Here is a 22,844-nt window from a genome sequence, read left to right on the forward strand (position 1 = left end):
TAGGCACGCCGCCAGCGTTCGTCCTGAGCCAGGATCAAACTCTCCGATAAAAAGTTTGACTGACTACGCACATCGCTGTGCGATTTATAAAAATGAATTAACAGGTACGTTTTGTCTTGTTTAGTTTTCAAAGATCATTCAATAATGGAGCGGGTGATGAGAATCGAACTCACGACATCAGCTTGGAAGGCTGAGGTTTTACCACTAAACTACACCCGCGTGATATCTTATATTGGCGCGCCCGAGAGGAGTCGAACCCCTAACCTTTTGATCCGTAGTCAAACGCTCTATCCAATTGAGCTACGGGCGCTTATCAAGCGACTTAACTATCATACTATCATTCGTTGTTGAAGTCAAGAAGTTTTTTTAAAATGTTTTTCGAATCTTTTTTAATTCGACTTTTCTTATTATACACATTTTAAAATTCTTGTAAACACCTTAGAAAAACTTTTTTGTTTTTCGTTTTGTTTCACGCTGTTCATCAGCGACGTTTAATAATATACCATGCCTGTTTTATTTGGTCAATACTTTTCCTGTATTTTTTATTTTCTTCTTTCACGCCTTTGTTTTGTATATATTTTATCTCATCTTACAAACAATATTAGATGGGTGTATAACAACGGAAACTTAATTACTGACCTGTTGGATAAATTGCTTCTTGAGTCGACAGGCGTACTGCCAAAAACAAGGATTTATGAAATGAGCTCTAATCAGACGTTTCGGGAAACACTTGCTTTTTTGATTGTACGCGACAATGCTCACCAGAATGTATTTGCGAAAGCGATCGAGACATTGGGCGTTGAGTTGGCGAAGCTCTCCCCTGTTCCAAATTATGATATTAACAGTGCAAAGAGTATGTTGAATTAGGCTACCATGATGCACAGTTTACCTTCAGGTTCGATGAAACGAGAATCGGCGAAATCTATCAAGGGAAATCTCCAGCCGAAATGGCGGAGAGTTACAAGTCATAGACCCTCCGGCAGGGTAGTCCGGGGTTAGGCGATATGAATGCCTAATCAAGGCGGGAAGGTGCTCAATGCAACTTCTTGAGCACCTTCTAATTTGTGAAAATCATTCATTCAACGATTGGCGTTAAAGAATCGCCATTCCATATTTCTCCCTTATTAAGCGTCCAGCTGTCATGATATAAAGCTGAAGCACCCTTGTTTACAGCTGGGCTCCATTCATCATTCCATGCGAGAAAGTAAATGGTTTTAGGATATTTTTGTTTTATTGCATTGATGAACAGGCTGTAATCGAAGCTGCCGTTTGCTGTTTGCGGACCCACTTCTGCAAAAGCAAATGGTTTATTAAGCGCCGTTAGCTGTTCATATCCATTTATCGAATAGGCATCTTGGAAATACGCATCTAGTCCGACAATATCCACGTAAGACGCACCAGGGTGAAAATCGGTTTTGAAATCTCGATTGGCGTCGGGGGAGTAAACCCAAAGCAAATGATCAAGTCCTCTTGTGTCGGTCATATAATGATAGATTTTCTTGTAGAGCTGTTTATATAGAGAGATTCTTTCATTATCCTTTTGATTATATGATGTAAGTCCCCACCAAAACCATTCACCGTTCATTTCATGCAGCGGCCTGAATAGAACTGGCACACCTTGGTTTTCCAGCTCTTGAAGTCCGTCAGCAATTTTGCTGAGCATGGCATTTAGCCGCTTCCCTTCTACTGTTGAAGAGTCTAGTATTTTTTTATACTGATCATTTGTAATCGGTGTTTTAAAATGCCCTGACTGAAAAGCAGGGTTCGCCAGGTGCAAACTGATTTGCGGAATTCCGCCATTTTTCCAATACGAAATTAAATCGCTGTTGCAGCTTACATCTATTGAATCTTCAATATTTGCTGTTTCAAGCCACCCTCTGGCATAATCACAGCCGTATATAGCAGGCGATTGTCCGGCGGCGCTTCGGATTCTATCAGCCTCAGCCATAGAAAATGTGTCATGACTGTAACCTCCGAACGCGCCAGAAAGAACTCTGTTTTCCGTACGGTTCGGCAGATGAGCAAGCCAATTCATCACTGCTTTTGTTGTCTGCTGTGCATTAGGATTTACAGGAGACACAGTATGCGCTTGAACTGGTTTTGCTAAAACAGCAGACGCAAGTAAAAATAAAATGAGCAAAGAGATCGTATATTTCTTAACCACATCCAACTCCTCCATTCATTAAGGGTGAGAGATCATGAATTCACATGTTCCTTCTATTGAAAATTCGCCAAAATGCGCAGGCAGAATAAAGTGTGAGCCTGCAGTGCATTTATACTGAATACCATTATTGATGATTCGTCCTGATCCGCTCAGAACACTCCCAAGCAAATAGGTTTGATGAGAAGGAAAAGAAGCTCGGCCGCTAATCTTCCATTTGTACACTGAGAAATAATCTGATTGCACATAAACAGTGATCTCCGCGTTACCAGCTTCTTTCACTTCAGGTGTATGCGCTTTATCAATATGCGGTATCGTTATGACTTCCATAGCTTTTTCTATATGAAGAGATCTTTTTTCGCCCTGGTCATTACAGCGGTCATAATCGTATACGCGATACGTTGTATCAGAGTTTTGCTGGATTTCAAGGACGAGGGTTCCCTCACATAAAGCATGGAGTGTACCGCTTGGCACATAAAAGAAATCTCCGGGCTTAATTTTGATTCTCCTCAGCAGCCCGTTCCAATCACCGCTTTCAATTCGCTGTTTGAACTCTTCCCTTGTGCTTGCGTGATGTCCCAAAATCAGTTCGGCGTCATCTTTGCAATCCATGATATACCAGCACTCTGTTTTACCAAGATCACCGTTTTCGTGCAGCTTTGCATAATCATCATCAGGATGGACTTGCACGGAGAGATCCATATTTGCATCAAGCAGCTTTACCAAAAGCGGAAACACCTTACCATCCGGAAACCCGAAGAACTCCGGATGATCTTGCCATACTTGATCAAGTGTCTTTCCTGCCAGCGGACCGCTTTTTACAACCGACGGACCATGAGCATGTGCAGAAACGGCCCAGCATTCACCTGTTTTTTCTGAGGGTATTGCGTAGCCGAAAGCATAAAGCTTTGTTCCCCCCCATATTCTTTCTTTAAAGACAGGCTCTAAAAATATAGGATGCTTCATGATCGCACCTCCCCGGATGCTGATTCTGCTTGCAAGGCCTGTTGCGCTAAAACCAGCGTGCCGATGATTCCTGCGTTACTGCCTAAATGAGGAGGGACAATATAACCACTAATACTTTCTGATAATTCAGAAAAATTAAAGTAGCTGTTCATGATCTTCGGTACATATTGATAGATATAAGGAAACACTTGTTTCTGTTGCATGACGCCGCCGCCAAGAATGATTTTTTTAGGTGCAAGGATCAAAATATACTGAGCCAGCGCTTGGGCAATATAGTACCCTTCCAGTTCCCAGACTTGGGTTAGATCTGATAAATCAGCAGCTTTTTTTCCCCAGCGGGCTTCGATAGCGGGGCCTGAAGCTAAGCCTTCAAAGCAATCTCCATGATAAGGGCACTTCCCTTGGTATATGTCATCCGGGTGCCTCCGGATATAAATATGGCCCATCTCTGGGTGTGACAGCCCCTGAAGGAGCCTCCCCTCTACAATAGCCCCCGCGCCTATGCCAGTGCCAATCGTTATATACAGGCAGCTGTCGAGCCCCTTCGCTTCACCGAAAAGAAATTCACCCAGCGCTGCAGCGTTAACATCCGTACTAAACCCGACTGGGATTTTCAATTCGTTCTTAACGGTTTGCAAAAAGGGATAGTGTCTCCAGCCCGCTTTCGGCGTGGCCGTAATGGTGCCGTATGTTTGACTGGTTTTATCGTTATCAACAGGACCAAAGGAGCCGATGCCGATTGCCTGTAATGAAAATTGGCGAAAATATTGAATCACTTTCTCTATCGTTTCATCCGGCATCTTTGTAGGGAATTCTATCCTGTCAATGATCGTTCCATCTTCTCTGCCGACAGCACAAACAAACTTTGTGCCGCCTGCTTCAATACCGCCAAGCATGCAGATGGCCTCCTTGTTGTCTCCGCAATCAGCGCCGTATGTTTACAGAAGTGACAACAAACTTGTCATGCCGATGACGTGAAAAGGAATATTCAAATGGAATCCCGGTATCTAAGAAGCCCACATGTTCCACTTCAAGAATTGGATCATCCTGTTTGCAGCCCAGATGCTGCTGGTCAATATGATCAGATTTGCAGGCTCTGATTTTCCGATGCGTTCCGGCGATTTTGAGCTGCAGCACATTTGTAATATGATTGTAGATCGAATCATGAAGGACATCGTCATTAATGCCTGGGATTAAATGCGTCGGCATATATGTTTTTTCCAGTACATAGGGTTCACCTTCTACAATCCGCAGCCGAACGACATAATAAACCGGTGTTTTCTGATCAATAGACAAATGGGCGGCCACTTCCTCAGTGGGAAATTGCACTTCAAACTGAATGACCTTGCTTTTGATTTTTTTATCTTTCAGCAAGTTGGTCAATCCGAGAATCTCATTGCTGACTACATGGACATGGTCATCCTGTATTGCAGATTGAATAATAAACGTGCCATGGCCGCGTTTTCTGAACAGCAGACCCTCGGCAACTAAATTATCCAAGGCTCTCTTCATCGTCATACGGCTTGAGTTAAATTCTTTTGCAAGAGATACTTCATCAGGAATGGGCTGATCGATCGGATATACGTTATTTTTAATTCTTTTTCTCATTTCATTTGCAATGATTTCGTATTTATTCATTGGATCCTCCGGCAGCTGTTAGAGTCTGATATCACATAAGCTTTTACGGATATCATAAGTTCTTTTCCCTATTTCATCAATGTTGCGGCTGTTCGTCATCTCTATTCATCATGATGATTACCGGAAGATCTTGACCTTAAGAAAATCTAGAAACCGTTTTGCTCAGCAACCGTTTTGAACCATTTTCCGCTCTTTTTGACGGTTCTTTCTCCGTCTTTCTCGAGATTGACTGATACAAACCCGTATCGGTTTTTATAGGCATTTGTCCAAGACCAGTTGTCCATGAACGTCCATAAGTGATAGCCCTTTACGTTCGATCCTTCCTGCATGGCGCGGTGAATCCATTTAAGGTGCTCTTTTATAAATTCAATCCGGTAATCATCCTGAATCATGCCTTGTTCATCCCTGAAGCGCTCTTCGCCTTCAACTCCCATGCCGTTTTCAGAGATAAAACACTCGATGTTCCCGTAGTTTTCTTTTAAATTGACCAAAATATCATAAATGCCTTTTTCATAGATCTCCCAGCCGCGATGCGGATTCATTTTGCGGCCCGGCATGACGTAAGGATCAAAATACCTGTCCGGCACAAAAGGAGCGTCGGGATTCGGAAGATGTTCTTTTGCTTTCACACGTCTCGGCTGGTAATAATTCACTCCCAACAGGTCAACCGTGTTCATTTTGATGATGTCAAGATCTTCAGGGTTGTAATCAGGCATAAAGCCTTCATTCTTCAAAATGTCAACCAGCTCTTTTGGAAATTCGCCTTTGACAGATGGGTCTAAAAAGGATCTGTTAAAAAACGCGTCTGCGATTTCCCCGGCTTTCACATCCGCCGGATGGCTGCTTCTCGGGTATGATGGGGTCAAATTTAAAATGATGCCGATTTTTCCGTCCTGTTCTATCTCCCTGTAAGCCTGAATCGCGCGGGCACTTGACAGCATCGTATGAAATCCGACCTGGACAGCCTCTTTAAAGTCGACCTTGTTTGGATAATGAAAATCATATAAGTAGCCGCCTTCTACGGGAACGATTGGTTCATTATGCGTGAACCATTTTTTCACTCTGCCGCCAAACAAACGGAAGCACGTTCTTGCATAGTTTTCATACGCGTCAACCGTCTCTCTGTTTACCCAGCCGCCGATTTTTTGAAGCGCCATCGGCATATCGAAATGAAACAAATTGACAAAAGGTTCAATTCCGTTAGCGATCAACTCATCAATGACATTGTTATAGAAATTTACGGCTTTATCGTTGATCTCGCCTGTTCCGTCTGGTATGAAACGCGACCAGGAAATCGACATCCGGAACGAGTTGTGGCCAAGCTCCTTCATCAGCCTGATATCTTCTTTATAATTGTCGTAAAATTGGGATGTGGCTGCGGGTCCGACATGGTCAAAAAAACGATGCGGTTCTTTCTCAAACCAATAATCCCATATATTCTGCCCTTTTCCGTCTCTATCAGCAGCACCCTCCGTTTGTGTTGCTGAAGCGGAGGATCCCCACCAAAAATCTTTCGGAAAACGATATTGTTCTGTTTGTGCCAAGTCTCTCTCCCCTTATGTCACATTTTAATGCTGTTATCATTTTGCTGAGCAGCTGTTTCCTGCACAGCCTGTTCTTTTTCTTTTGCCAGATTTAATTTATCCATTGCTTTTAGGAACGGAAACCAAATCACGAAGACAATCAGCAGATTGATAAGCTGCATCACGCCCCCCATGATCGAGTTCGTCGCCATGATGCCATTAATGAATAATGGAACCGTCCACGGCACCGTTACACCAGTCGGAGGCGGAACGAGCCCCGCTGACATGGCCAGATAGGTGACGAGCGTAACAACCATCGGCGCCAGCACCCAAGGCACAATGATGATCGGATTCATGACAATCGGAAGCCCGAAGATAATCGGTTCGTTTACGTTAAAAATACCGGGAGCGAGGCCAAGTTTTGATACTTGCTTCATCTGCCTGCTTTTCATGAAGATGAGAATGGTAAACACAATCGCAAGCGTCATCCCCGTTCCGCCCATCCCTACTGTATAAATCTCCATAAACGGTTTTGAAATAATATGAGGAATTTCTTTTCCCGCCGTGTAAGCAGAAAGGTTTTCTACCTGCAATGTATTCCAAATCGGGTCCATTACGGAGTTGATAATGATCTGTCCATGCAGTCCGAAAAACCAAAGAATTTGAATGAAAAACACGGCAATCAGCGTCGGAATGATACCGCTTCCAAGTCCGACAAGCGGAGCCTGAATCGCGTGATAAATGACGTCGTGCATATTTGTTTTGAAAAACAGAGTCACCATTACGTTAATCAGCAAAAATACGGTCAATGTGATAAAAGCCGGAATAAGTGCGGCAAATGATTTTGCTACAGCAGGCGGAACGCCGGCTGGCATTTTGATCGTCAGATTTTTCTGAACAATCCTTCTGTAGATTTCACTAGAAAGAAATGCCGTAATCATGCCAAGAAACATCCCTTTTGCACCGAGACGGTCGACAGGGATAACGCCTGTAATGGCATCTCCTGTTTCCGGCTGAACGATAAATGGCGTTAAGAGCAAAAAGGAAACCAAAGCGATCGCTCCGCCAAATACAGCTTCGACCTGATAGCTTTTTGACAGGTAATAGCCTATCCCGAACACAACAAAGACAGACATAATGCCCATAGTCGCCGTGGAGGCAATGCCGAAATGAGACTGAAACGATGTAAGCATTGTGGTGTTCATGATTTTGTTTAGAAACGGCAAATTCGTTAACACGACAAAAATGGACCCGAATATCGTCAGCGGGAAAGCCAGCATAAATGCATCACGCAGCACTTGCAAATAGCGGTTATTGTTTAACCTCCCTGCAATTGGAACAAGGAATTGGCTGATTTTCTCGAACACCCTATCCACCCCGATTATTTATAGATTCTTGGTTTTAAAGAGATCAAGCATCTCTTTCACTAATTCTTTCATGGATAACGTTGACATCAGATGATCCTCTGCATGCATAAGCAGCAATGAGAAAGCTGCTGCTTCTCCGCCGGATTCCTTCTGTATCATTTGAAAGTGAATGTCATGGGCCGCGGATAAATCCTGCTCCGCCTTGGCAATGAGGACATCCGCCTCGTCCTTGTTCCCTTCTTTATAGGCGCGCAGTGATTGTATGATGCAGCTGCGGGCATTTCCGCTGTGCAGGATTAGCTGAAAACTGATTTGCTCGTCTGTTAAATTCGTGATTTTTATCTGTTCCATTATTGATTCACCATTAAGGACAATGCCTGCTCATACGCTTTTTTCCCATCTGCCATTCCGTAGGCCATCATGTCAATAACTTCAACTCGAATGTTGTATTGATCCGCCTCTTTTTGGAGTTCGCTTTTCAGAAAGCTCATTTGCGGACCAATCAAAACGGCATCCGCTTTTCTCATGTCTTCTTTTGCCTTATCTTGGCCAACAGCCCAAATCTCTGCTTCCTCACCGATAGACTGTGCGTATTCCTTCATTTTTGTCACCAATAAACTGGTAGACATTCCTGAACTGCACGCAAGTAATATTTTTTTCAACTGCTATCCCCCCTGTATTTAAAACGCTTACATGGATTATTATAGTCATTTAATTTTAAATGTCTATACTTTTATAAAATAAATATAATCATATTTTTGTACGGTTCATCGTTTTGTAAATTTTTCTATGGAAGATTCATTCATAATGTGTTACACTCATCAACGGAAACGAATCAATTAAATAGCTATTATCACTTGTATAACCTCAATAATATGGTTTGAGGGTGTCTACCAGGAACCGTAAAATCCTGATTACAAAATTTGTTTATGACATTTTTTGTAATCAGGATTTTTTTTATTTATCAAAACATTTAAGTAAAGGAGTTTGTTATGAATTTCAAAGTTTTCCTGCTTGCAGCTTCTACGATTGCAGTCGGATTGGTTGAGTTAATTGTGGGAGGGATTCTTCCTCAGATCGCAAATGATTTAGACATTTCCATTGTTTCAGCCGGACAGCTGATCAGTGTATTTGCGCTGGGATATGCAGTATCTGGGCCTTTGCTTTTGGCATTGACTGCGAAGGTTGAGCGGAAGCGCTTATATTTAATTGCTTTATTTGTTTTCTTCCTTAGCAATCTTGTCGCCTACTTCAGCCCTAATTTTGCAACACTGATGGTATCCAGGGTATTGGCGGCGATGAGTACAGGGCTGATTGTTGTACTTTCTTTAACGATTGCCCCGAAAATTGTAGCGCCTGAATACAGAGCCCGCGCAATCGGAATTATTTTTATGGGATTCAGCTCCGCGATCGCATTGGGCGTGCCGCTCGGAATCTTAATCAGCGATTCTTTCGGATGGCGGATTTTGTTCCTTGGCATCGGCCTGTTGGCGCTGGTCTCCATGCTGATTATTTCAATCTTCTTTGAAAGAATACCAGCAGAGAAAATGATTCCTTTCCGGGAACAGCTCAAGACGGTTGGCAATCTGAAAATCGCGAGTTCACATCTCGTCACGATGTTTACATTGGCTGGGCATTATACACTATACGCCTACTTCGCTCCGTTTTTAGAAGAAACTCTTCATCTGAGTTCTTTCTGGGTCAGCATTTGTTATTTCCTTTTCGGGATATCCGCTGTATGCGGAGGCCCTTTCGGAGGAGCGCTTTCAGACCGGCTTGGTTCCTTTAAGAGCATTTTGCTGGTAACCGGTTCCTTTGCCATCATTATGTTCTTACTGCCGCTGTCTACATCGTCTATGATTTTCTTTTTGCCTGTCATGGTCATTTGGGGTCTTCTGAGCTGGAGCCTCGCCCCCGCTCAGCAAAGCTATTTAATTGAAATTGCACCAGATTCCTCTGACATTCAGCAAAGCTTTAACACATCTGCCCTCCAAGTCGGAATTGCCCTTGGCTCAGCCATTGGCGGTGTTGTTTTGGATCAGACGGGTACTGTGGTGTCAACGGCATGGTGCGGCGGATCGATTGTGATCATCGCTGTCCTGTTTGCTTTCATTTCTTTAACAAGACCTGTTCAGACAGCAAAAAAATCCTCCTTGTAAAAGGAGGATTTTTTTATGATTTAGCTGAAAGCTCATCTTCGGTGACCCATTTGTGGTTTTTCACTTTTTCGCCGCTTGTTGTCGATGTATAGTCAACCATGTATACAGTTGTTTTTTCCGCGGAGTCGATCTCAGCTGTTGCTCCTTTCATGCCTTTCATATGAGAAGCCTCTAAAATCGCCTGATCTCCGGGTTGTAACGTTTTATCTCCGGCATCTTTGATTTCTTCTTGGATGACCCATTTGTGATGATCCACGCGCTGTCCCCCGTTTGTCGGAGTATAAGAGACAACATACGCCGTTGTATCGTAGGCGCCTGTCACTGTGGCTTCGGCACCTTTCATGCCTTTCATATGAGAAGCCTTGATGATTACCTGGCTTCCTACTTTGTATTTTGGATTTTTAGATTCCTGTAATCCCTCTGGAATGTCAGCTGATCCGGAATGGTCCATCTCTTCATGTGTTGAGGAATTGTCATGTGTGCTTTGTTTCGTACTGTTATTGTTGCCGCATGCTGATAAAACAAAAACAAGAGATAACATCAGAATTCCCAGTGCATTTTTAGAGATTTTCATGTTCATTCTCCTTTGCTTCATTTTTTTACTGTAACTTTTGCCCGCAGACAATGAAAAATAACATGCCCTCTCGATAATACTATACCCCCGAATGGTATGTAAATACGCTGATGTTCTCATAAAACGTTCCCGCAGTTTGTCCTATTCCCCTTTGTTCGCAAAGCCAAACATGAAAAAAAGCCGCTGTCAGGCGGCAATTACTGATTTAAAATTTTGATATACACACCTTTTTTTGCTTTTTGATAGGCTGCCTCACCCATTTTCCTCACCTGTTCAGAAGCATCTGAGGATTTGATCCATTTGTCATCGTGAAAAATGGATGGGTCGATAAGACGCATTTTCTTCTTTTGATGGAAATCATACTGGATGTCATCTTCTATTACTTGTATGCCTGGTTGAATGGATGTAAGCAAGCTCAGAACTTCTTCATTTTTTGATGACCACAGGATGTTCAGTACCTCTTGATCCGTTTTCAGCAGATCCTTTGCGGATATGACATGATGCCGCAGCGCTGCTTTCAACGCTCGCGCTAAATATTCATATCCATATACATTCACGGGATCTAAAAAGAAATCAATCACTTCTTTGTAATACACACCGACAAACCATTCGGCGGCTTCGATACCGTCCGGAAACATCCTTCCGTTTCTCACAATAAGATGATCCAAAAAGGTTTGCGCTTCGTGCAGACTAATGTGCCCATATCGGTACATATCACGCAGCGTATAGTCTATCCGATCAGCACACAGCTCCGGTGCAGGCTGTTCGAGCAACGTCCATCTTGAATCGTCAAATAAAAGTTCTTCGCTTTGATAGCCGTATTTTTGTAAAATGTCCGGGATTTCAGAGTGAACAATGACTTGTTGATAGATGTTTTCATGATAGTCTTCGGCTTGAGTTTCAAAAACAATGTCGGCCACATGCGAAAAAGCCGTGTGTGATACATCATGGAGCAGGCCTGCAATCTGCTCTTCTATCGTTCCTCTGAGCTTTTTGATGAGGAGCATCACGCCGATGGAGTGCTCATACCTGGTCACATTCCACTTTCGATTGACTAAAAAGCTTGCTCCGCCTTGATAGATTCCTTTTAATCTTTGCATCGGAGCGCTTTTGATAAGCTCTTCCAGTACTCCGTCTATATGGTGCTGTCCGTAAATAACATCGTTGATTTCCATGCTGTCACCTCAACATCTATTTTCTTAGTGTTCATTTTATTGTATATATTGATCGTATACTTTCATATAGAGGAGTGTTACGATGATCATCATCCCAAACAATGAGATAGCGAAACAGATGTTGACCGATTTTTTTGCCAAGCATTGGGGTACACCCGAGATGGCGATTTCCAGCGGCATTTTTCGGTGTGATGAAATAGATGGATTTGCCGCCGTAAATGAGAGCGGCGAAATCATTGGCTGCATTACATACACAATAGATGGGAAAGACTGTGAAATTATTTCATTAGATAGTATGATTGAAAATAAAGGAATCGGCACAGCTTTACTTCAGCAGGTTGAAGCGACAGCTAAGCATGCACATTGTCAGCGAATAAAGCTTATCACAACAAATGATAATGTACATGCGATGGCGTTTTATCAAAAGAGAGGCTATCAATTCGCTGCAGTGTTTCCAAACGCAGTTGAAAAAGCGCGGAGGCTCAAGCCGGCGATTCCCGTGATAGCTGAAAACGGCATTTTGATTCGGGATGAAATTCTTTTTTTGAAGGTAATATATTAAACGAATAGGAGTCTTTTATGTCCAGCCATTATAAATACCCTCTCATTTTCACGGCATTTCTATTCATCGCTTTCTGCCTAATCTTTTTTTCCTTTCGCCTGATTCATCATGTGCGTTTGGAGTATCCGAATTGGCAGGGAGAAAGCAAAGATCAGAATTGGGAAGCTGTTTTCAAAAAAAATGAAGATGCACCGAATGAATACAGCGGCGAACTTTATTGGATCGGCGATACAAATGAAACAGCCGACACTTATTTGGAATCACTGATTGTAAAAAAGGATAATGAGGTTCTGCTGAATTCTAACACAGAAATTCCAATGCGTGACTATTCCGGTGGCACTTTTCGTGATGGAAGCGCAAAAGAAAAGTCTGTTTCTTTTTTAGAGCGGTTAGATGAACATGAGCTTGAAGGCCATGATATAACCATTGAAGTGAAATGGAAGCAAGGCGATCATTATTCTGCGAGTCAGCTTACGCTCCATGAAAAGACCTTGTTTGAGTAAAAGCAGCAATAGATGATCAAAATTTAAAAAAAGACAAATGAAAAGGCGTAGCATATTTTAAACAGCTAATATGTTATGCCTTTTCTACTTTTTTCATTTCCGCCAAAAAGTGGAGCAGTTCGCCTTATCCAGAATATTAAACTCAATCATTTTCTCAAGTAGCGTGTAATCAACTGGACCGTTCCAGGGGATACGTATTAGCTGCTCGGTGTGGTCATATCCGGCCTTCACAATATCATCCTTTACGTGCGCTATCGTTACTTTTTCAGGAGCGACAGCTAAATGCTTTTTAGAAACACTAAAACCAATAATAAATGTACCGTGATCCGTAAACATCGGTTGGTTCCATTTTATTTCTGTATGTAAATTTGGATATTTATTTTTTATCCAAGTCAACACCTCATCGGTTCTATCGCGGTGGAACGGGTCATCAATCCCCGCTACATATTCAGAAAAAACGTCCATATTGTTCCCTCCTAAATAAATGATGCCGTAAAGAGAAGTTCGTTAAAAGAATCCTGATTGTTCAAGATGTAAGCGGATTGTTTCTATGGGGCGATATCAGTTATCAGTCCTCCTACTCACGACCAGTATCCATACCTTCAATTTATTTCTTTAGTACTATCGCTCTCTCCTTCTAAAACTTCTCATAAAAGAATAATCATTATATAAGGGTCTCAGTTTATTATTCTTGTAAACCCAATCTTTAAAATCGATTAATACCAGCTTAACAGTTTAAAAATATAATTGGGTTGTCTTTGAGATTTAACTATTTTAGGAGGTTATCCAGTTGAAAAAATTCCCGAAGAAATTACTGCCTATCGCAGTTCTATCATCTATTGCGTTCAGCAGCTTAGCCGGCGGCAGTGTGCCTGAAGCCAGCGCCCAGGAAAAGAAAAAGGGGAACCAAGACGAAATTAAGAAAGTTATTGTTCTGATTGGTGATGGTATGGGTGTGTCTTATACGTCTGCTTATCGATACTTAAAGGATAATAAAAAGACAAAAGCTGTGGAGCCTACTGCTTTTGATCAGTATCTTGTCGGCCAGCAAACAACTTACCCCGATGATCCAGAACAAAATGTAACGGATTCTGCAGCGGCGGCAACGGCTATGTCTGCGGGAATTAAAACATATAATAGTGCTATAGCCGTGGATAACGACGGGTCAGAGGCCAAAACGGTGCTTGAAGCTGCGAAAGAAAAAGGAAAAGCAACAGGACTTGTGGCTACTTCAGAAATTACACACGCCACTCCGGCCTCTTTCGGGTCACACGACCACAGCCGAAAAAATATGAACTCAATTGCGGATGATTATTTTGATGAGATGGTCAACGGCAAGCACAAAATTGATGTTCTTCTAGGCGGAGGAAAGAGCAATTTTGACCGTAAGGACCGTAATTTGATCAAGGAATTCAAAAAAGCGGGATACAGCTACGTGGATAACCGTAAGGACATGCTGAAAAACAAAGACAGCCAAGTTCTCGGCCTATTCGCTGACGGCGGCCTGCCTAAAAAGATTGACCGGACGAAGGATATTCCATCACTTAAAGATATGACAAACACAGCCATTAAAAAATTAAACAAGGATAAAGACGGATTCTTCCTCATGGTGGAAGGCAGCCAAATTGACTGGGCGGGCCATGACAATGATATCGTCGGCGCCATGAGCGAGATGGAAGACTTCGAACAAGCTTATAAGGCGGCTATTGATTTCGCTAAAAAAGACAAGCACACATTGGTTGTCGCAACGGCTGACCACTCAACCGGCGGATATTCCATCGGTGCGGACGGCATCTACAATTGGTTCAGTGAACCCATTAAAGCCGCAAAGCGCACACCTGACTTTATGGCAGAAAAGATCGCTGACGGCGCGAATGTTGAAAAAACGTTAAAAACATATATCGATCAAAAGAAATTGGCTTTAACAAAATCCGAAATTCAATCGGTTGAAAAAGCAGCCAAATCGAAGGAAGTGCTGGATATCGATAACGCCATTGAAAACATTTTCAATAAACGCTCTCACACTGGATGGACAACAGGGGGCCATACCGGTGAAGATGTTCCCGTCTATGCATACGGTCCGTCTAGTGAGACATTTGCCGGCCAAATCGACAATACAGAAATCGCCAAAAATGTCTTCAAGGCTTTACAATACAACATTAAGATTAACGATAAGTAAAAGAATACAAGATATCCCGTTGCTTGTATGAAGTAACGGGATATCTTTTTAATGGAGGAATCATCATGAGAAGAATTCTTTCAATTTTGGTTTTTGCCATCATGCTTGCGGGCTGCTCATCAAACGCCAGTACTGAAAAACAGCATGCAGGTGGGGAGAAAACAGTAAAAGCCGAGCCGCAAAGCACTTCATCCCAGAAGGACAGTACAGATGATTATCAGCCTAATTCCCAGGTAACTGATGACCGGTCATTGCTTAAGGTCGGCCAAACGTTTTCTGATGATAAGGGAAAAGCTGTCTTAAAAGATATCAAACAAGTGAACAAAACCTATAAGATTGGCGACGTGGAGTTAACAGTAAAAGAAATGAAGCTGATCCACTTGCGCCCGGACTACAGCATGATTGATTATTTTCATGAGTTAACACACGATGAAGAGTTCGATTTCGTTAAGGTTTTCGTTGATATTAAGAACACCTCTTCAAAAAAAGTAAATGTTGCGCCGATTGCCTTGATAAAAACAAATACAGGCGAAACCTTTGATTGGAACAAAGATATTTATCTTGAAGAGTTAAACGGCGAATTGGAAGGCGGCGCCGAAAAGTCCGGAAATCTCGGGTTTATTGTGAACGCATCAAGCGGCCATGCTCATGATAAAGAAGCAGATCAGAAGAAAGCAGAGATCAAGTGGATCGAAATCACGACAAGCGACGTCTTTGACCATAACCATCAGAAAATCAGTGATGCTCAAAAGATCAAAATCAAGTTTTAAATGAAGAACTCCCGTACAAGGTACGGGAGTTCTTTTTCTTATTTGTATTTTTGGCGAATCAATTCCTCAATCCGCTCCATCACTTCTTCCATCTCCATGCACTCTTTGAAGCTTTGATTGATTTTTTTAATGCCTGCCGTATACTGATCGTTGTGTAAAACCTCATCTACAGCCTGTTTTAATAGTTGGACATTGACTTCATCTTTAGAGACGACATAGCCTGCTTGGAGTTCAGAGAGACGCTGCGCCACCATCGGCTGGTCCTTGTCATGAGGCATGACAACCAGTGGCACGCTGAAATGAATCCCTTCGTTTACGCTGTTCATTCCGCCGTGTGTAATGAAAACATCCGATTGCTCCAGCACTTCCAGCTGAGGGACATACGGAGCAATGATAAAGTTTTCCGGGGCCTGCTTTAATTTGGTCAAGTTCGCTTTTTCTCCAGCAGCGATGACGACTTTTCCGTTAAAGGCGGAAAATGCATCGATACAAAGGTTGAAGAATTCCTCTGTATGATCCAGTACAGTCCCCATTGAAATATAAATGACCTTTTCATCTTTTAACTGTTCTATCGGGAAATCTGTTTTTTCCGCTCTCTTTGGAAAGCTTGGGCCGATAAACAGACACTCGTCCCCGAAACGATCACTTTCCGGCTGAAAATAACGGCTTGTATACACTACATTCAATTCCCCTTTATTGTTCATGAATTGAACCAGGTTTTTCGGGGCAACACCGTACGTTTCTTTCATTTTTGCCAAAAGGTCTTCGCACTCTTGATCCAATTCAAGCGGCGCTCCAGACTCCGGATGCAGCGGCAGGATTTTCAGATGCTCCTCGCCAAACAGGAAAGACGCCGATGAAGAGACTCCTGGAATATCTAAGTAATCCCTCACCAATTCCCCCGCGCCGAATTTATCATAATAAACAAAATCAAATTGAATGCTCTTAGATAAATCTTTGACAATCTGTAAAATGTCCAATGACGTTTTGATATGGATTTTGACGAATTCAAGAATGCCATTGGGCGAACCGACATGAATAGGTGTTGTTCTCAGCAGATCCCTGTGAAGATGGACAGTTGCTCCCGCTGCTTCTAAACGTTTTTTATATTTTTCAGTGGAGATATAATGGACATCATATCCCTTATCGGAAAACGCTTTTGTAATGCCTAAGGTAGGATTCACATGGCCTTCCGCAGGAAAATTCAAAATCAATACTGTCTTCATGTAGACAACTCCCTCTCAAATCGTATTCTGAATCTTTGTTTGATCAGACTACTACTAATCGTAAGATGGGAACACAACTCATGCAAGGGACAAATGAATGAACTAATCTGCTGCTCTGGATGTAATCAAAAAAAGACACCCCAGCTGTGGTGTCTTTTTTACACTTTTCTGATCGTAAAAAATTTCCGCAGAAGCCATGGGCCCGGTGTAAAGCCCAGCGTTAACTGCCAAGCGCCAATAGCCTGCAGTCTGTATTCGCGGACGATCTGCATCTTCCGGCTCATGCTTCTGACATCCTCAAACCATACCTCATGCGTTCGTCCCTGCTGATCACTGTACCGGAAAAATGGTGATTGATATTCGGTAGAATATTGTATCGGAGCTTGGTACCTCATCGCTCTTTCGATTGCGTTTTGATTTGAAATCGCTGAAGCAACTGTACCCGGCTGATACGGGATGATCCAGTCGTACCCGTAGAGCGGGACTCCGATAATGATTTTTCTGCTCGGCACCTGTGCAATCGTAAACTCAATGGTTCTCCTTATTTCAGTAATCGGCGCTACAGGGCCCGGCTCACTTCCCGCATGATGCCAATCATAAGCCATGATAAACATATAATTGACAACCGATCCTATCCCCCCGTAATCGTAGCCTCTCAGCCATGGAATATTATCGCTTGTTTTTGCCGGAACAGCTATCGTCAGCACATACCCTCCCGCCTGAAGGCGATCTCTCAGCTGGCGCAAAAAGCCAGTGAAAAGATCGCGGTCCGCGGCGCTCACCTGTTCAAAATCAATTGTAACACCCCCATATCCCCTTGTAGAAACTAAGTTATAAATGTTGTTGACCAGATTGGTTCTCGCTGTCGGATTGTTCAGCACTTGGTGAACAATTTCCGTACTGAAGCCTCCTGATGTAAGGTTCGTTATTGTTGCCAGCGGCGTGACTCGCCTTTGCCAAGTTGTCTCGATAGCAGCCGCATCATTTAATTGGTTTGCAATATCGCCGTTAGGTGCAATACGATATTCAAAAATCGAAATTGAAGACGAGTATGGCGCATAATCATTGATTAGCTCCCGATCGAGGTCAGGATTTCGGAGCACGTAAAAACTTAATGTTCCCGCAATGTAATTTGAGATCGAAGGAATCGTTATTTTTGATCCCGCTTGTAAAGCATTTGGGCTGATGCCCGGATTGGCTGCCCGCAGGCGCTCTAATGGAACAAGCGCTTTTGCCGCAATGGTTGTAAGCGTGTCTCCCGGCTGGACTGTATATACATAAAGAGGGATAAGCAGAGCCTGCCCCGGCACGATATTCGTTTCATCTAAACCATTCACACCCCTTATTTGATCAACAGAAGCACCGTATCTTCTGCCTATCGAAAACAAAGAATCACCAGGCCCGACGATATGGATAAACATGTTTAACCCCCATTATTCGTTAGTCAAACCATCATAAAATCTTATTAACGGGGCCGCTTAGATATGTGGTGAATGCATAAAAAAATACCAAGGGTTCTGCTCCCCCTTGGTACCGGATCATACAATCAATTCTCTTTTCCTTCTTCAAGCACATGCTTCAAATGCTCACAGTCATGATTGAAATGAGCCAGCACATGCTGTTTGGCTGCTTCTTTGTTTTTCTTTTTCACTTCTTCAAATATCCTGCGGTGCTCACGTAGTATCGTTTCTGCACGATGGTCGCCGGTATAATTAAGGATTCTGCAAAAGTGAATCAGATCATTTACATGCTCAAGCAAATTTTTCAAATGTCGGTTATGGCTGAAATCAACAAGCAGCTCATGAAATTTTTGGTTTAAACGAATGATTTCCGTATCTTCCGTGCCGTTGTGAATCGCTTTCTCTGTTTCTTCAAGCTGCTTTTCAAGTATGGTCAGCTCTTCTTCATCCGCTTCGTCTATGACCAATTCGACTGCCAGCTGCTCGAGCGGAATTCTGATTTTATAAATCTCATCTACATCTTTTGCCGTTAATGACGTGATCGAAAATCCATTTCGGTCATCCGCTTTTAACAAACCATCTTTCTCAAGCAATCGCATGGCTTCCCTTATCGGCGAGCGGCTGACGCCAAAGCTTTTGGCCAGCTGTGTTTCGTTTATCCGTTCCCCAGGCTTAAAAGTCCCGTTAAAGATCATTTTTTTCAGCTGATTATAAAATTGCAGGTAGTAGGGAGTCGGCTTATCTAATTTAAAATCGTCCATATATAATACCTCTTTTGAATATATTCAAGGGCTTTTCTTCATCAAAATCATATAACAGATGGTAATGGGAAGCAACAAACTGCCTTGTCAGATCCCAGAATTTGAGGTACGATATGTTTGCTGAACGACGGTCGACGGACTACTGACAACTAGAAAACCGGCGTGTTTTTTCGTCAATAGGACACGATACCTCCGCCAGAATAGCGCACGATTACATTTTTACATCTTTTCAATGGAGGAAAAAATATGCTCATTATTCTTGTTATGTTTCTTCTCGGAATTATTTTAGGCTTTATTGGCGCCGGTGGAGCGGGCTTTGTCATTGCTCTTTTAACGCTGCTTTTTCATATCCCGATCCATACGGCTTTAGGCACTTCTCTCGCAGGCATGGCTTTTACAAGCTTATCAGGGGCATACAGCCACTATCGCGAGGGCAACATTCAAATGAAAATCGGCTTAATAGTCGGAGGCTTTGCTGCGGTTGGCTCATTTTTCGGCGCCAAGCTGACATCTTTTATTCCGGCTGATTTGCTTCATTATTTGACGGCTGGAATGTTATTCTTATCAGCGATTCTTATTTTGATTAGATTATTTATTTTAAAAGAGAAGGCTCAAATGAATCAAAGCACTCTTTCAACGTATACGAGAGCGGTTATCTTAGGAATTGCAGCAGGTGTACTTTCCGGAACATTCGGCATTGGATCGGCACCTTTTATCCAAATCGGGTTAATGATTATGCTGAATCTGTCCATCCGCCATTCTGTCGGAACGACGATGCTTGTGATCATTCCTCTGGCAGTTGGCGGAGGCATCGGATATATCACCGAAGGTTTCGTCGATTATGTATTGCTGATTAAAGTTCTGGTCGGAACAATGTGCGGTGCCTATGTAGGCGCCAAATTCACCAACCTCATGCCAAAGGTGGTTTTGAAATCAGCCATCTTTTTGACTCCTGCGATTGCGGGTCTGCTGTTGTTATTCTAAATAAAACAAAAAAAACCTGACGTCATGTCAGGTTTTTTTATGAATTCTGCCCTACTCGTTCTTTCGTCAATCCAAAAAACGCCAGTGAGCCGATGACAGCTGTCACAAACATAATCGCTCCCATCGGAACGGCTGTTGTCTCATTAATGCCAACAAGCGGTGACACAATCGAACCGAGGAGCAGCGGAAGCATTCCAAGCAGTGCACTTGCACTTCCGGCGCGGTGCCCCTGCTTTTCCATGGCCAGCGTGAACGTGCTGGTCAGAACCATGCCGATCGTAATCATGTAAATGAAAATGGATATGACTAATGTGGCAAGAGGACCGTGAATGATGGTCATGGTTAATAGCACAGCCGTCGCAATCATAGCCGTAATGACCGCCATGCGAAGCAGGCTTTTTTCGTGAATGATTCCGCCGAAGCGCCCGATGATAAAGCTGCCTGATATAATGGCCAGGCCGTTAATGCCGAAAAGGATACTAAATACCTGCGGAGACACCCCGTAGATATCCTGGTATACAAAAGGCGTACCGGACACATATGCAAAGCTTCCTCCGTGAATAAACCCGACAGTTAACGCGTACCCCATAAAGGACCGATCCTTCAGCAGGCTGCCCATCGTTTTGACGGATGTTCCGATTGAGCTTGGAATCCGTTTTTTCGGCGGAAGCGTTTCTTTTAACCTCAATGCAATCAGAAGAACCAGCAAAAATCCAATGATCATTAGGACATGAAAAATTGTATGCCACGTTGCGAACGGCAAAAGCAAAATGGCACCGCCTGTCATAGGCGCAACCATCGGCGCCACGGCGGTAATCACCATGAGCAGCGAGAAAAATTTAGAAAGCTCTCTTCCGGTAAACACATCGCGGACGATTGCGCGAGACAGGACAAGCCCTGCGGAAGCAGTGAATCCCTGTAAAAAACGCGCTGCCACTAAAGTTGTAATATTGGGCGATAGTGCACAAAACAGAGAGGATAACGCAAATAAAAAAATACAGATTAATAGCGGTTTTCGTCTTCCCTGCGCATCACTGACCGGCCCGACAATCAGCTGGCCGATCGTAAGTCCGACCAGACAGGCTGTTAAACTTAACTGAACAAGTGAAGCACTCGCTGATAAATCTTCCGCGATTTCAGGAAAACTTGGCAAATACATATCTATATTAAGCGGGCCCAATATAGCAAGCATGCCGAGCAGAAACGCCAGTGCCAAGCGTTCTTTTCCAGTTGGATTGTGCTGCATGTTATCAAACCTTCCCTTCAACCTAATCCCTTATATAATGGATGTCAGCTCCAATAATGGATTGAAGCTGTGAAACATTTGTATATTGTATCATAACTTTCAACCTATGAAAGCCGCTTGAGTACTGGCTCGGCAAAGCGATATTCCAAACACCTCAAAAGGGAATGGGCCGGGGAATCATCGTGATCAGCGCCATCTGAAGAAACGGCCAGCTTTTTTTGCTAAGCTCTAGCCTAGCGAGTTTTATATACTGGAAATTTTTAAAAAAACGCAAATGACTTGCAAGATGAAATCAATCGTTGTATATTAATTGACATGTCAATCATTGATATATCAATTAATAATTTTGACAGAAAGAAGGTATGGGTTTTGGCGTCATTTTGTTCAGAGGAAGCCGAGATTTTGTATCAGCTGCAAGGCGTGAACAAGGTGATTGGTGTGAAGTTCGAGGCATGCACGGGCATCAGCCAATCTCGTTTGGAATTGCTGACATTGCTTTATCATGCAGATGAGATCAGTCAAAGCGACCTTCAAAAGAAAGTAAATATCGATAGCGCAGCCGTTACCAGACATCTGAAACAGCTGGAAGCCAAAGGCATGGTGTCAAGACGGCGCAAGCCTGAGGACAATCGCATCACCCTTGTTCGGCTTACAGATCAGGGAAGAGAGCGAATCGAGTCTTCTAAGAAAGAAAAGGAGCGTTTCATGAAGGAAATGCTCGCAAATGTAAGCGCAGAAGAGCGCCGCCTGCTCATTGATGTGCTGGGGCGCATGCGGAACAACATAAACAATATTGAAGCATAAGAGGAGTGTATCAACATGATCAAAACAAACGATTTTATGGAAATTATGAAAGGCCGCCGTTCTATTCGCAACTATGATCCGACAGTGAAAATCAGCAAAGAAGAGATGACAGAAATCTTAGAGGAAGCAACAACTGCGCCATCTTCTGTTAACGCGCAGCCATGGCGTTTTCTTGTTATTGACAGCCCGGAAGGAAAAGAAAAGCTCGCACCGCTCGCAAGCTTTAACCAAACACAAGTCACAACATCATCTGCTGTCATCGCTGTATTTGCAGACATGAACAATGATGACTACTTAGAAGAAATCTATTCTAAAGCCGTTGAACTCGGTTATATGCCGCAGGAGGTCAAAGACAGACAAATCGCCGCGCTGACCGCTCATTTTGAAAAGCTTCCGGCACAGGTGAACCGCGAAACGATCCTGATTGACGGAGGCCTCGTTTCCATGCAGCTGATGCTGACTGCACGCGCACACGGCTACGATACAAACCCGATCGGCGGATACGATAAAGAAAACATCGCGGAAACCTTCGGATTGGATAAAGAACGTTATGTACCGGTCATGCTGCTTTCTATCGGAAAAGCAGCAGACGAAGGCTATGCTTCCTACCGCCTGCCGATTGATACAATTGCAGAATGGAAATAAAACAAAGAGCCCAGGAATGTTTTCCGGGCTCTTTAATTTTAAGTATAGCCGCCGTTCGATCGTCTGACCTTTTGGTTAACATGTCTGAAGTTAACCCTTGATTTGATTTTGTCGTTTAGTCATGAAAAAAGAGTGATGACC

At 43.1% G+C, this 22,844-nt stretch carries 22 protein-coding genes, 2 tRNA genes, 2 pseudogenes and 1 riboswitch; of the genes and pseudogenes, 9 read left to right on the forward strand and 17 right to left on the reverse strand.

The annotated features are described in order from the left end of the window. Nucleotides 1-145 precede the first annotated feature (145 nt). Both NZD81_RS16695 and NZD81_RS16700 read right to left on the reverse strand, forming a co-directional pair. A tRNA-Gly gene (locus NZD81_RS16695) sits at nucleotides 146-219 on the reverse strand. A 14-nt stretch (nucleotides 220-233) separates the two neighbouring features. Continuing rightward, nucleotides 234-310, reverse strand: a tRNA-Arg gene (locus tag NZD81_RS16700). A gap of 287 nt (nucleotides 311-597) precedes the next feature. Here NZD81_RS16700 and NZD81_RS16705 point away from each other — a divergent pair. Next, a pseudogene (locus NZD81_RS16705) lies at nucleotides 598-985 on the forward strand (manganese catalase family protein); the annotation flags it as partial. Nucleotides 986-1,075: 90 nt separating this feature from the next. Here the strand turns inward: NZD81_RS16705 and gmuG are convergent. The 8 genes from gmuG to NZD81_RS16745 form a co-directional block, all read right to left on the reverse strand. Further along, nucleotides 1,076-2,164, reverse strand: coding sequence for a mannan endo-1,4-beta-mannosidase (gmuG, locus tag NZD81_RS16710; RefSeq protein ID WP_282374026.1), 1,089 nt, complete (start codon nucleotides 2,162-2,164; stop codon nucleotides 1,076-1,078). Between the two features lie 18 nt (nucleotides 2,165-2,182). Beyond that, entirely contained in the window at nucleotides 2,183-3,127 is a 945-nt protein-coding gene (gene manA, locus NZD81_RS16715; RefSeq protein WP_289861008.1) for a mannose-6-phosphate isomerase, class I, read from the reverse strand. Further along, nucleotides 3,124-4,023: an ROK family protein gene (locus NZD81_RS16720; RefSeq protein WP_282374025.1), complete on the reverse strand. Its 900-nt coding sequence runs from the start codon at nucleotides 4,021-4,023 to the stop codon at nucleotides 3,124-3,126. The genes manA and NZD81_RS16720 overlap by 4 nt, the downstream gene beginning before the upstream one ends. Nucleotides 4,024-4,051: 28 nt before the next feature. Then, nucleotides 4,052-4,765 (reverse strand): transcriptional regulator GmuR, encoded by a 714-nt coding sequence (gene gmuR, locus NZD81_RS16725; RefSeq protein ID WP_014662999.1) that lies wholly within the window; start codon nucleotides 4,763-4,765, stop codon nucleotides 4,052-4,054. Nucleotides 4,766-4,911: 146 nt separating this feature from the next. Next, a complete protein-coding gene (gmuD, locus tag NZD81_RS16730) occupies nucleotides 4,912-6,309 on the reverse strand; it encodes a 6-phospho-beta-glucosidase GmuD (protein ID WP_282374024.1) in 1,398 nt (465 codons plus the stop codon). A gap of 17 nt (nucleotides 6,310-6,326) precedes the next feature. After that, complete coding sequence (gene celB / locus NZD81_RS16735; RefSeq protein ID WP_014662997.1) at nucleotides 6,327-7,655, reverse strand: PTS cellobiose transporter subunit IIC; 1,329 nt, start codon at nucleotides 7,653-7,655, stop codon at nucleotides 6,327-6,329. 18 nt (nucleotides 7,656-7,673) lie between these two features. Then, complete coding sequence (locus NZD81_RS16740; RefSeq protein ID WP_014662996.1) at nucleotides 7,674-8,006, reverse strand: PTS sugar transporter subunit IIA; 333 nt, start codon at nucleotides 8,004-8,006, stop codon at nucleotides 7,674-7,676. Continuing rightward, entirely contained in the window at nucleotides 8,006-8,317 is a 312-nt protein-coding gene (locus NZD81_RS16745; RefSeq protein WP_014475989.1) for a PTS sugar transporter subunit IIB, read from the reverse strand. The genes NZD81_RS16740 and NZD81_RS16745 overlap by 1 nt, the downstream gene beginning before the upstream one ends. A gap of 175 nt (nucleotides 8,318-8,492) precedes the next feature. Continuing rightward, nucleotides 8,493-8,592, forward strand: a riboswitch (purine riboswitch). Between the two features lie 55 nt (nucleotides 8,593-8,647). Here NZD81_RS16745 and pbuE point away from each other — a divergent pair. Then, the gene (gene pbuE, locus NZD81_RS16750; protein ID WP_014662995.1) at nucleotides 8,648-9,814 is read left to right on the forward strand and encodes a purine transporter PbuE; all 1,167 of its coding nucleotides are present in this window, start codon (nucleotides 8,648-8,650) and stop codon (nucleotides 9,812-9,814) included. Between the two features lie 13 nt (nucleotides 9,815-9,827). Here the strand turns inward: pbuE and NZD81_RS16755 are convergent, their stop codons facing one another. After that, nucleotides 9,828-10,439, reverse strand: coding sequence for a YdhK family protein (locus NZD81_RS16755; protein WP_081483596.1), 612 nt, complete (start codon nucleotides 10,437-10,439; stop codon nucleotides 9,828-9,830). A 146-nt stretch (nucleotides 10,440-10,585) separates the two neighbouring features. Next, nucleotides 10,586-11,563, reverse strand: a complete 978-nt coding sequence (locus NZD81_RS16760) for an HD domain-containing protein (RefSeq protein ID WP_282374023.1) — start codon at nucleotides 11,561-11,563, stop codon at nucleotides 10,586-10,588. 82 nt (nucleotides 11,564-11,645) lie between these two features. On the opposite strand from NZD81_RS16760, the gene NZD81_RS16765 reads away from it, so the two are divergent. Together NZD81_RS16765 and NZD81_RS16770 are read left to right on the forward strand one after the other, a co-directional pair. Continuing rightward, nucleotides 11,646-12,125 carry a GNAT family N-acetyltransferase gene (locus NZD81_RS16765; protein ID WP_282374022.1) on the forward strand — a complete coding sequence of 160 codons (480 nt, stop codon included), beginning with the start codon at nucleotides 11,646-11,648 and terminating at the stop codon, nucleotides 12,123-12,125. 17 nt (nucleotides 12,126-12,142) lie between these two features. Then, entirely contained in the window at nucleotides 12,143-12,628 is a 486-nt protein-coding gene (locus tag NZD81_RS16770) for a YdhH/YoaO family protein (protein WP_282374021.1), read from the forward strand. Between the two features lie 93 nt (nucleotides 12,629-12,721). Here NZD81_RS16770 and fra read toward each other — a convergent pair whose 3' ends face one another. Next, complete coding sequence (gene fra, locus NZD81_RS16775) at nucleotides 12,722-13,093, reverse strand: iron chaperone frataxin (RefSeq protein ID WP_282374020.1); 372 nt, start codon at nucleotides 13,091-13,093, stop codon at nucleotides 12,722-12,724. Nucleotides 13,094-13,418: 325 nt separating this feature from the next. On the opposite strand from fra, the gene phoB reads away from it, so the two are divergent. Continuing rightward, a complete protein-coding gene (gene phoB / locus NZD81_RS16780) occupies nucleotides 13,419-14,807 on the forward strand; it encodes an alkaline phosphatase family protein (RefSeq protein WP_282374019.1) in 1,389 nt (462 codons plus the stop codon). A 65-nt stretch (nucleotides 14,808-14,872) separates the two neighbouring features. Beyond that, complete coding sequence (locus NZD81_RS16785) at nucleotides 14,873-15,577, forward strand: membrane lipoprotein lipid attachment site-containing protein (protein ID WP_172640246.1); 705 nt, start codon at nucleotides 14,873-14,875, stop codon at nucleotides 15,575-15,577. Between the two features lie 38 nt (nucleotides 15,578-15,615). Here the strand turns inward: NZD81_RS16785 and NZD81_RS16790 are convergent, their stop codons facing one another. The 3 genes from NZD81_RS16790 to NZD81_RS16800 form a co-directional block, all read right to left on the reverse strand. After that, nucleotides 15,616-16,803 carry a macrolide family glycosyltransferase gene (locus NZD81_RS16790; RefSeq protein WP_282374018.1) on the reverse strand — a complete coding sequence of 396 codons (1,188 nt, stop codon included), beginning with the start codon at nucleotides 16,801-16,803 and terminating at the stop codon, nucleotides 15,616-15,618. Between the two features lie 158 nt (nucleotides 16,804-16,961). Then, on the reverse strand, nucleotides 16,962-18,224 hold the full coding sequence (locus tag NZD81_RS16795) for a glycoside hydrolase family 18 protein (RefSeq protein WP_040084036.1): 1,263 nt from the start codon (nucleotides 18,222-18,224) through the stop codon (nucleotides 16,962-16,964). A 125-nt stretch (nucleotides 18,225-18,349) separates the two neighbouring features. Further along, nucleotides 18,350-19,024 (reverse strand): GntR family transcriptional regulator, encoded by a 675-nt coding sequence (locus tag NZD81_RS16800; protein ID WP_003234129.1) that lies wholly within the window; start codon nucleotides 19,022-19,024, stop codon nucleotides 18,350-18,352. A 246-nt stretch (nucleotides 19,025-19,270) separates the two neighbouring features. Here NZD81_RS16800 and NZD81_RS16805 point away from each other — a divergent pair, with 246 nt between their 5' ends. After that, nucleotides 19,271-20,008 (forward strand): sulfite exporter TauE/SafE family protein, encoded by a 738-nt coding sequence (locus tag NZD81_RS16805; protein WP_040084037.1) that lies wholly within the window; start codon nucleotides 19,271-19,273, stop codon nucleotides 20,006-20,008. 37 nt (nucleotides 20,009-20,045) lie between these two features. On the opposite strand, the gene NZD81_RS16810 is transcribed toward NZD81_RS16805, so the two are convergent. Continuing rightward, the gene (locus tag NZD81_RS16810) at nucleotides 20,046-21,254 is read right to left on the reverse strand and encodes a Bcr/CflA family efflux MFS transporter (RefSeq protein ID WP_040084038.1); all 1,209 of its coding nucleotides are present in this window, start codon (nucleotides 21,252-21,254) and stop codon (nucleotides 20,046-20,048) included. A 310-nt stretch (nucleotides 21,255-21,564) separates the two neighbouring features. Here NZD81_RS16810 and NZD81_RS16815 point away from each other — a divergent pair. Further along, a pseudogene (locus NZD81_RS16815) lies at nucleotides 21,565-22,058 on the forward strand (MarR family transcriptional regulator). A 15-nt stretch (nucleotides 22,059-22,073) separates the two neighbouring features. Then, nucleotides 22,074-22,703: a nitroreductase family protein gene (locus tag NZD81_RS16820; RefSeq protein WP_014662981.1), complete on the forward strand. Its 630-nt coding sequence runs from the start codon at nucleotides 22,074-22,076 to the stop codon at nucleotides 22,701-22,703. The last annotated feature ends 141 nt before the right edge of the window (nucleotides 22,704-22,844 follow it).

Origin of the sequence: Bacillus sp. B.PNR1 (assembly GCF_030386235.1) — a bacterium.
Taxonomy (GTDB): domain Bacteria; phylum Bacillota; class Bacilli; order Bacillales; family Bacillaceae; genus Bacillus; species Bacillus stercoris.

Excerpts from the sequence above, each read along its gene's own strand:
- gmuR (WP_014662999.1), bottom strand. The coding sequence starts at position 4,765 with ATGAATAAATACGAAATCATTGCAAATGAAATGAGAAAAAGAATTAAA.
- NZD81_RS16820 (WP_014662981.1), top strand. The coding sequence starts at position 22,074 with ATGATCAAAACAAACGATTTTATGGAAATTATGAAAGGCCGCCGTTCT.
- NZD81_RS16740 (WP_014662996.1), bottom strand. The coding sequence starts at position 8,006 with ATGGAACAGATAAAAATCACGAATTTAACAGACGAGCAAATCAGTTTT.
- manA (WP_289861008.1), bottom strand. The coding sequence starts at position 3,127 with ATGAAGCATCCTATATTTTTAGAGCCTGTCTTTAAAGAAAGAATATGG.
- pbuE (WP_014662995.1), top strand. The coding sequence starts at position 8,648 with ATGAATTTCAAAGTTTTCCTGCTTGCAGCTTCTACGATTGCAGTCGGA.
- NZD81_RS16720 (WP_282374025.1), bottom strand. The coding sequence starts at position 4,023 with ATGCTTGGCGGTATTGAAGCAGGCGGCACAAAGTTTGTTTGTGCTGTC.
- NZD81_RS16760 (WP_282374023.1), bottom strand. The coding sequence starts at position 11,563 with ATGGAAATCAACGATGTTATTTACGGACAGCACCATATAGACGGAGTA.
- NZD81_RS16790 (WP_282374018.1), bottom strand. The coding sequence starts at position 16,803 with ATGAAGACAGTATTGATTTTGAATTTTCCTGCGGAAGGCCATGTGAAT.
- NZD81_RS16800 (WP_003234129.1), bottom strand. The coding sequence starts at position 19,024 with ATGGACGATTTTAAATTAGATAAGCCGACTCCCTACTACCTGCAATTT.
- NZD81_RS16805 (WP_040084037.1), top strand. The coding sequence starts at position 19,271 with ATGCTCATTATTCTTGTTATGTTTCTTCTCGGAATTATTTTAGGCTTT.
- fra (WP_282374020.1), bottom strand. The coding sequence starts at position 13,093 with ATGGACGTTTTTTCTGAATATGTAGCGGGGATTGATGACCCGTTCCAC.
- NZD81_RS16810 (WP_040084038.1), bottom strand. The coding sequence starts at position 21,254 with ATGCAGCACAATCCAACTGGAAAAGAACGCTTGGCACTGGCGTTTCTG.
- NZD81_RS16770 (WP_282374021.1), top strand. The coding sequence starts at position 12,143 with ATGTCCAGCCATTATAAATACCCTCTCATTTTCACGGCATTTCTATTC.
- NZD81_RS16765 (WP_282374022.1), top strand. The coding sequence starts at position 11,646 with ATGATCATCATCCCAAACAATGAGATAGCGAAACAGATGTTGACCGAT.
- NZD81_RS16795 (WP_040084036.1), bottom strand. The coding sequence starts at position 18,224 with ATGTTTATCCATATCGTCGGGCCTGGTGATTCTTTGTTTTCGATAGGC.
- NZD81_RS16785 (WP_172640246.1), top strand. The coding sequence starts at position 14,873 with ATGAGAAGAATTCTTTCAATTTTGGTTTTTGCCATCATGCTTGCGGGC.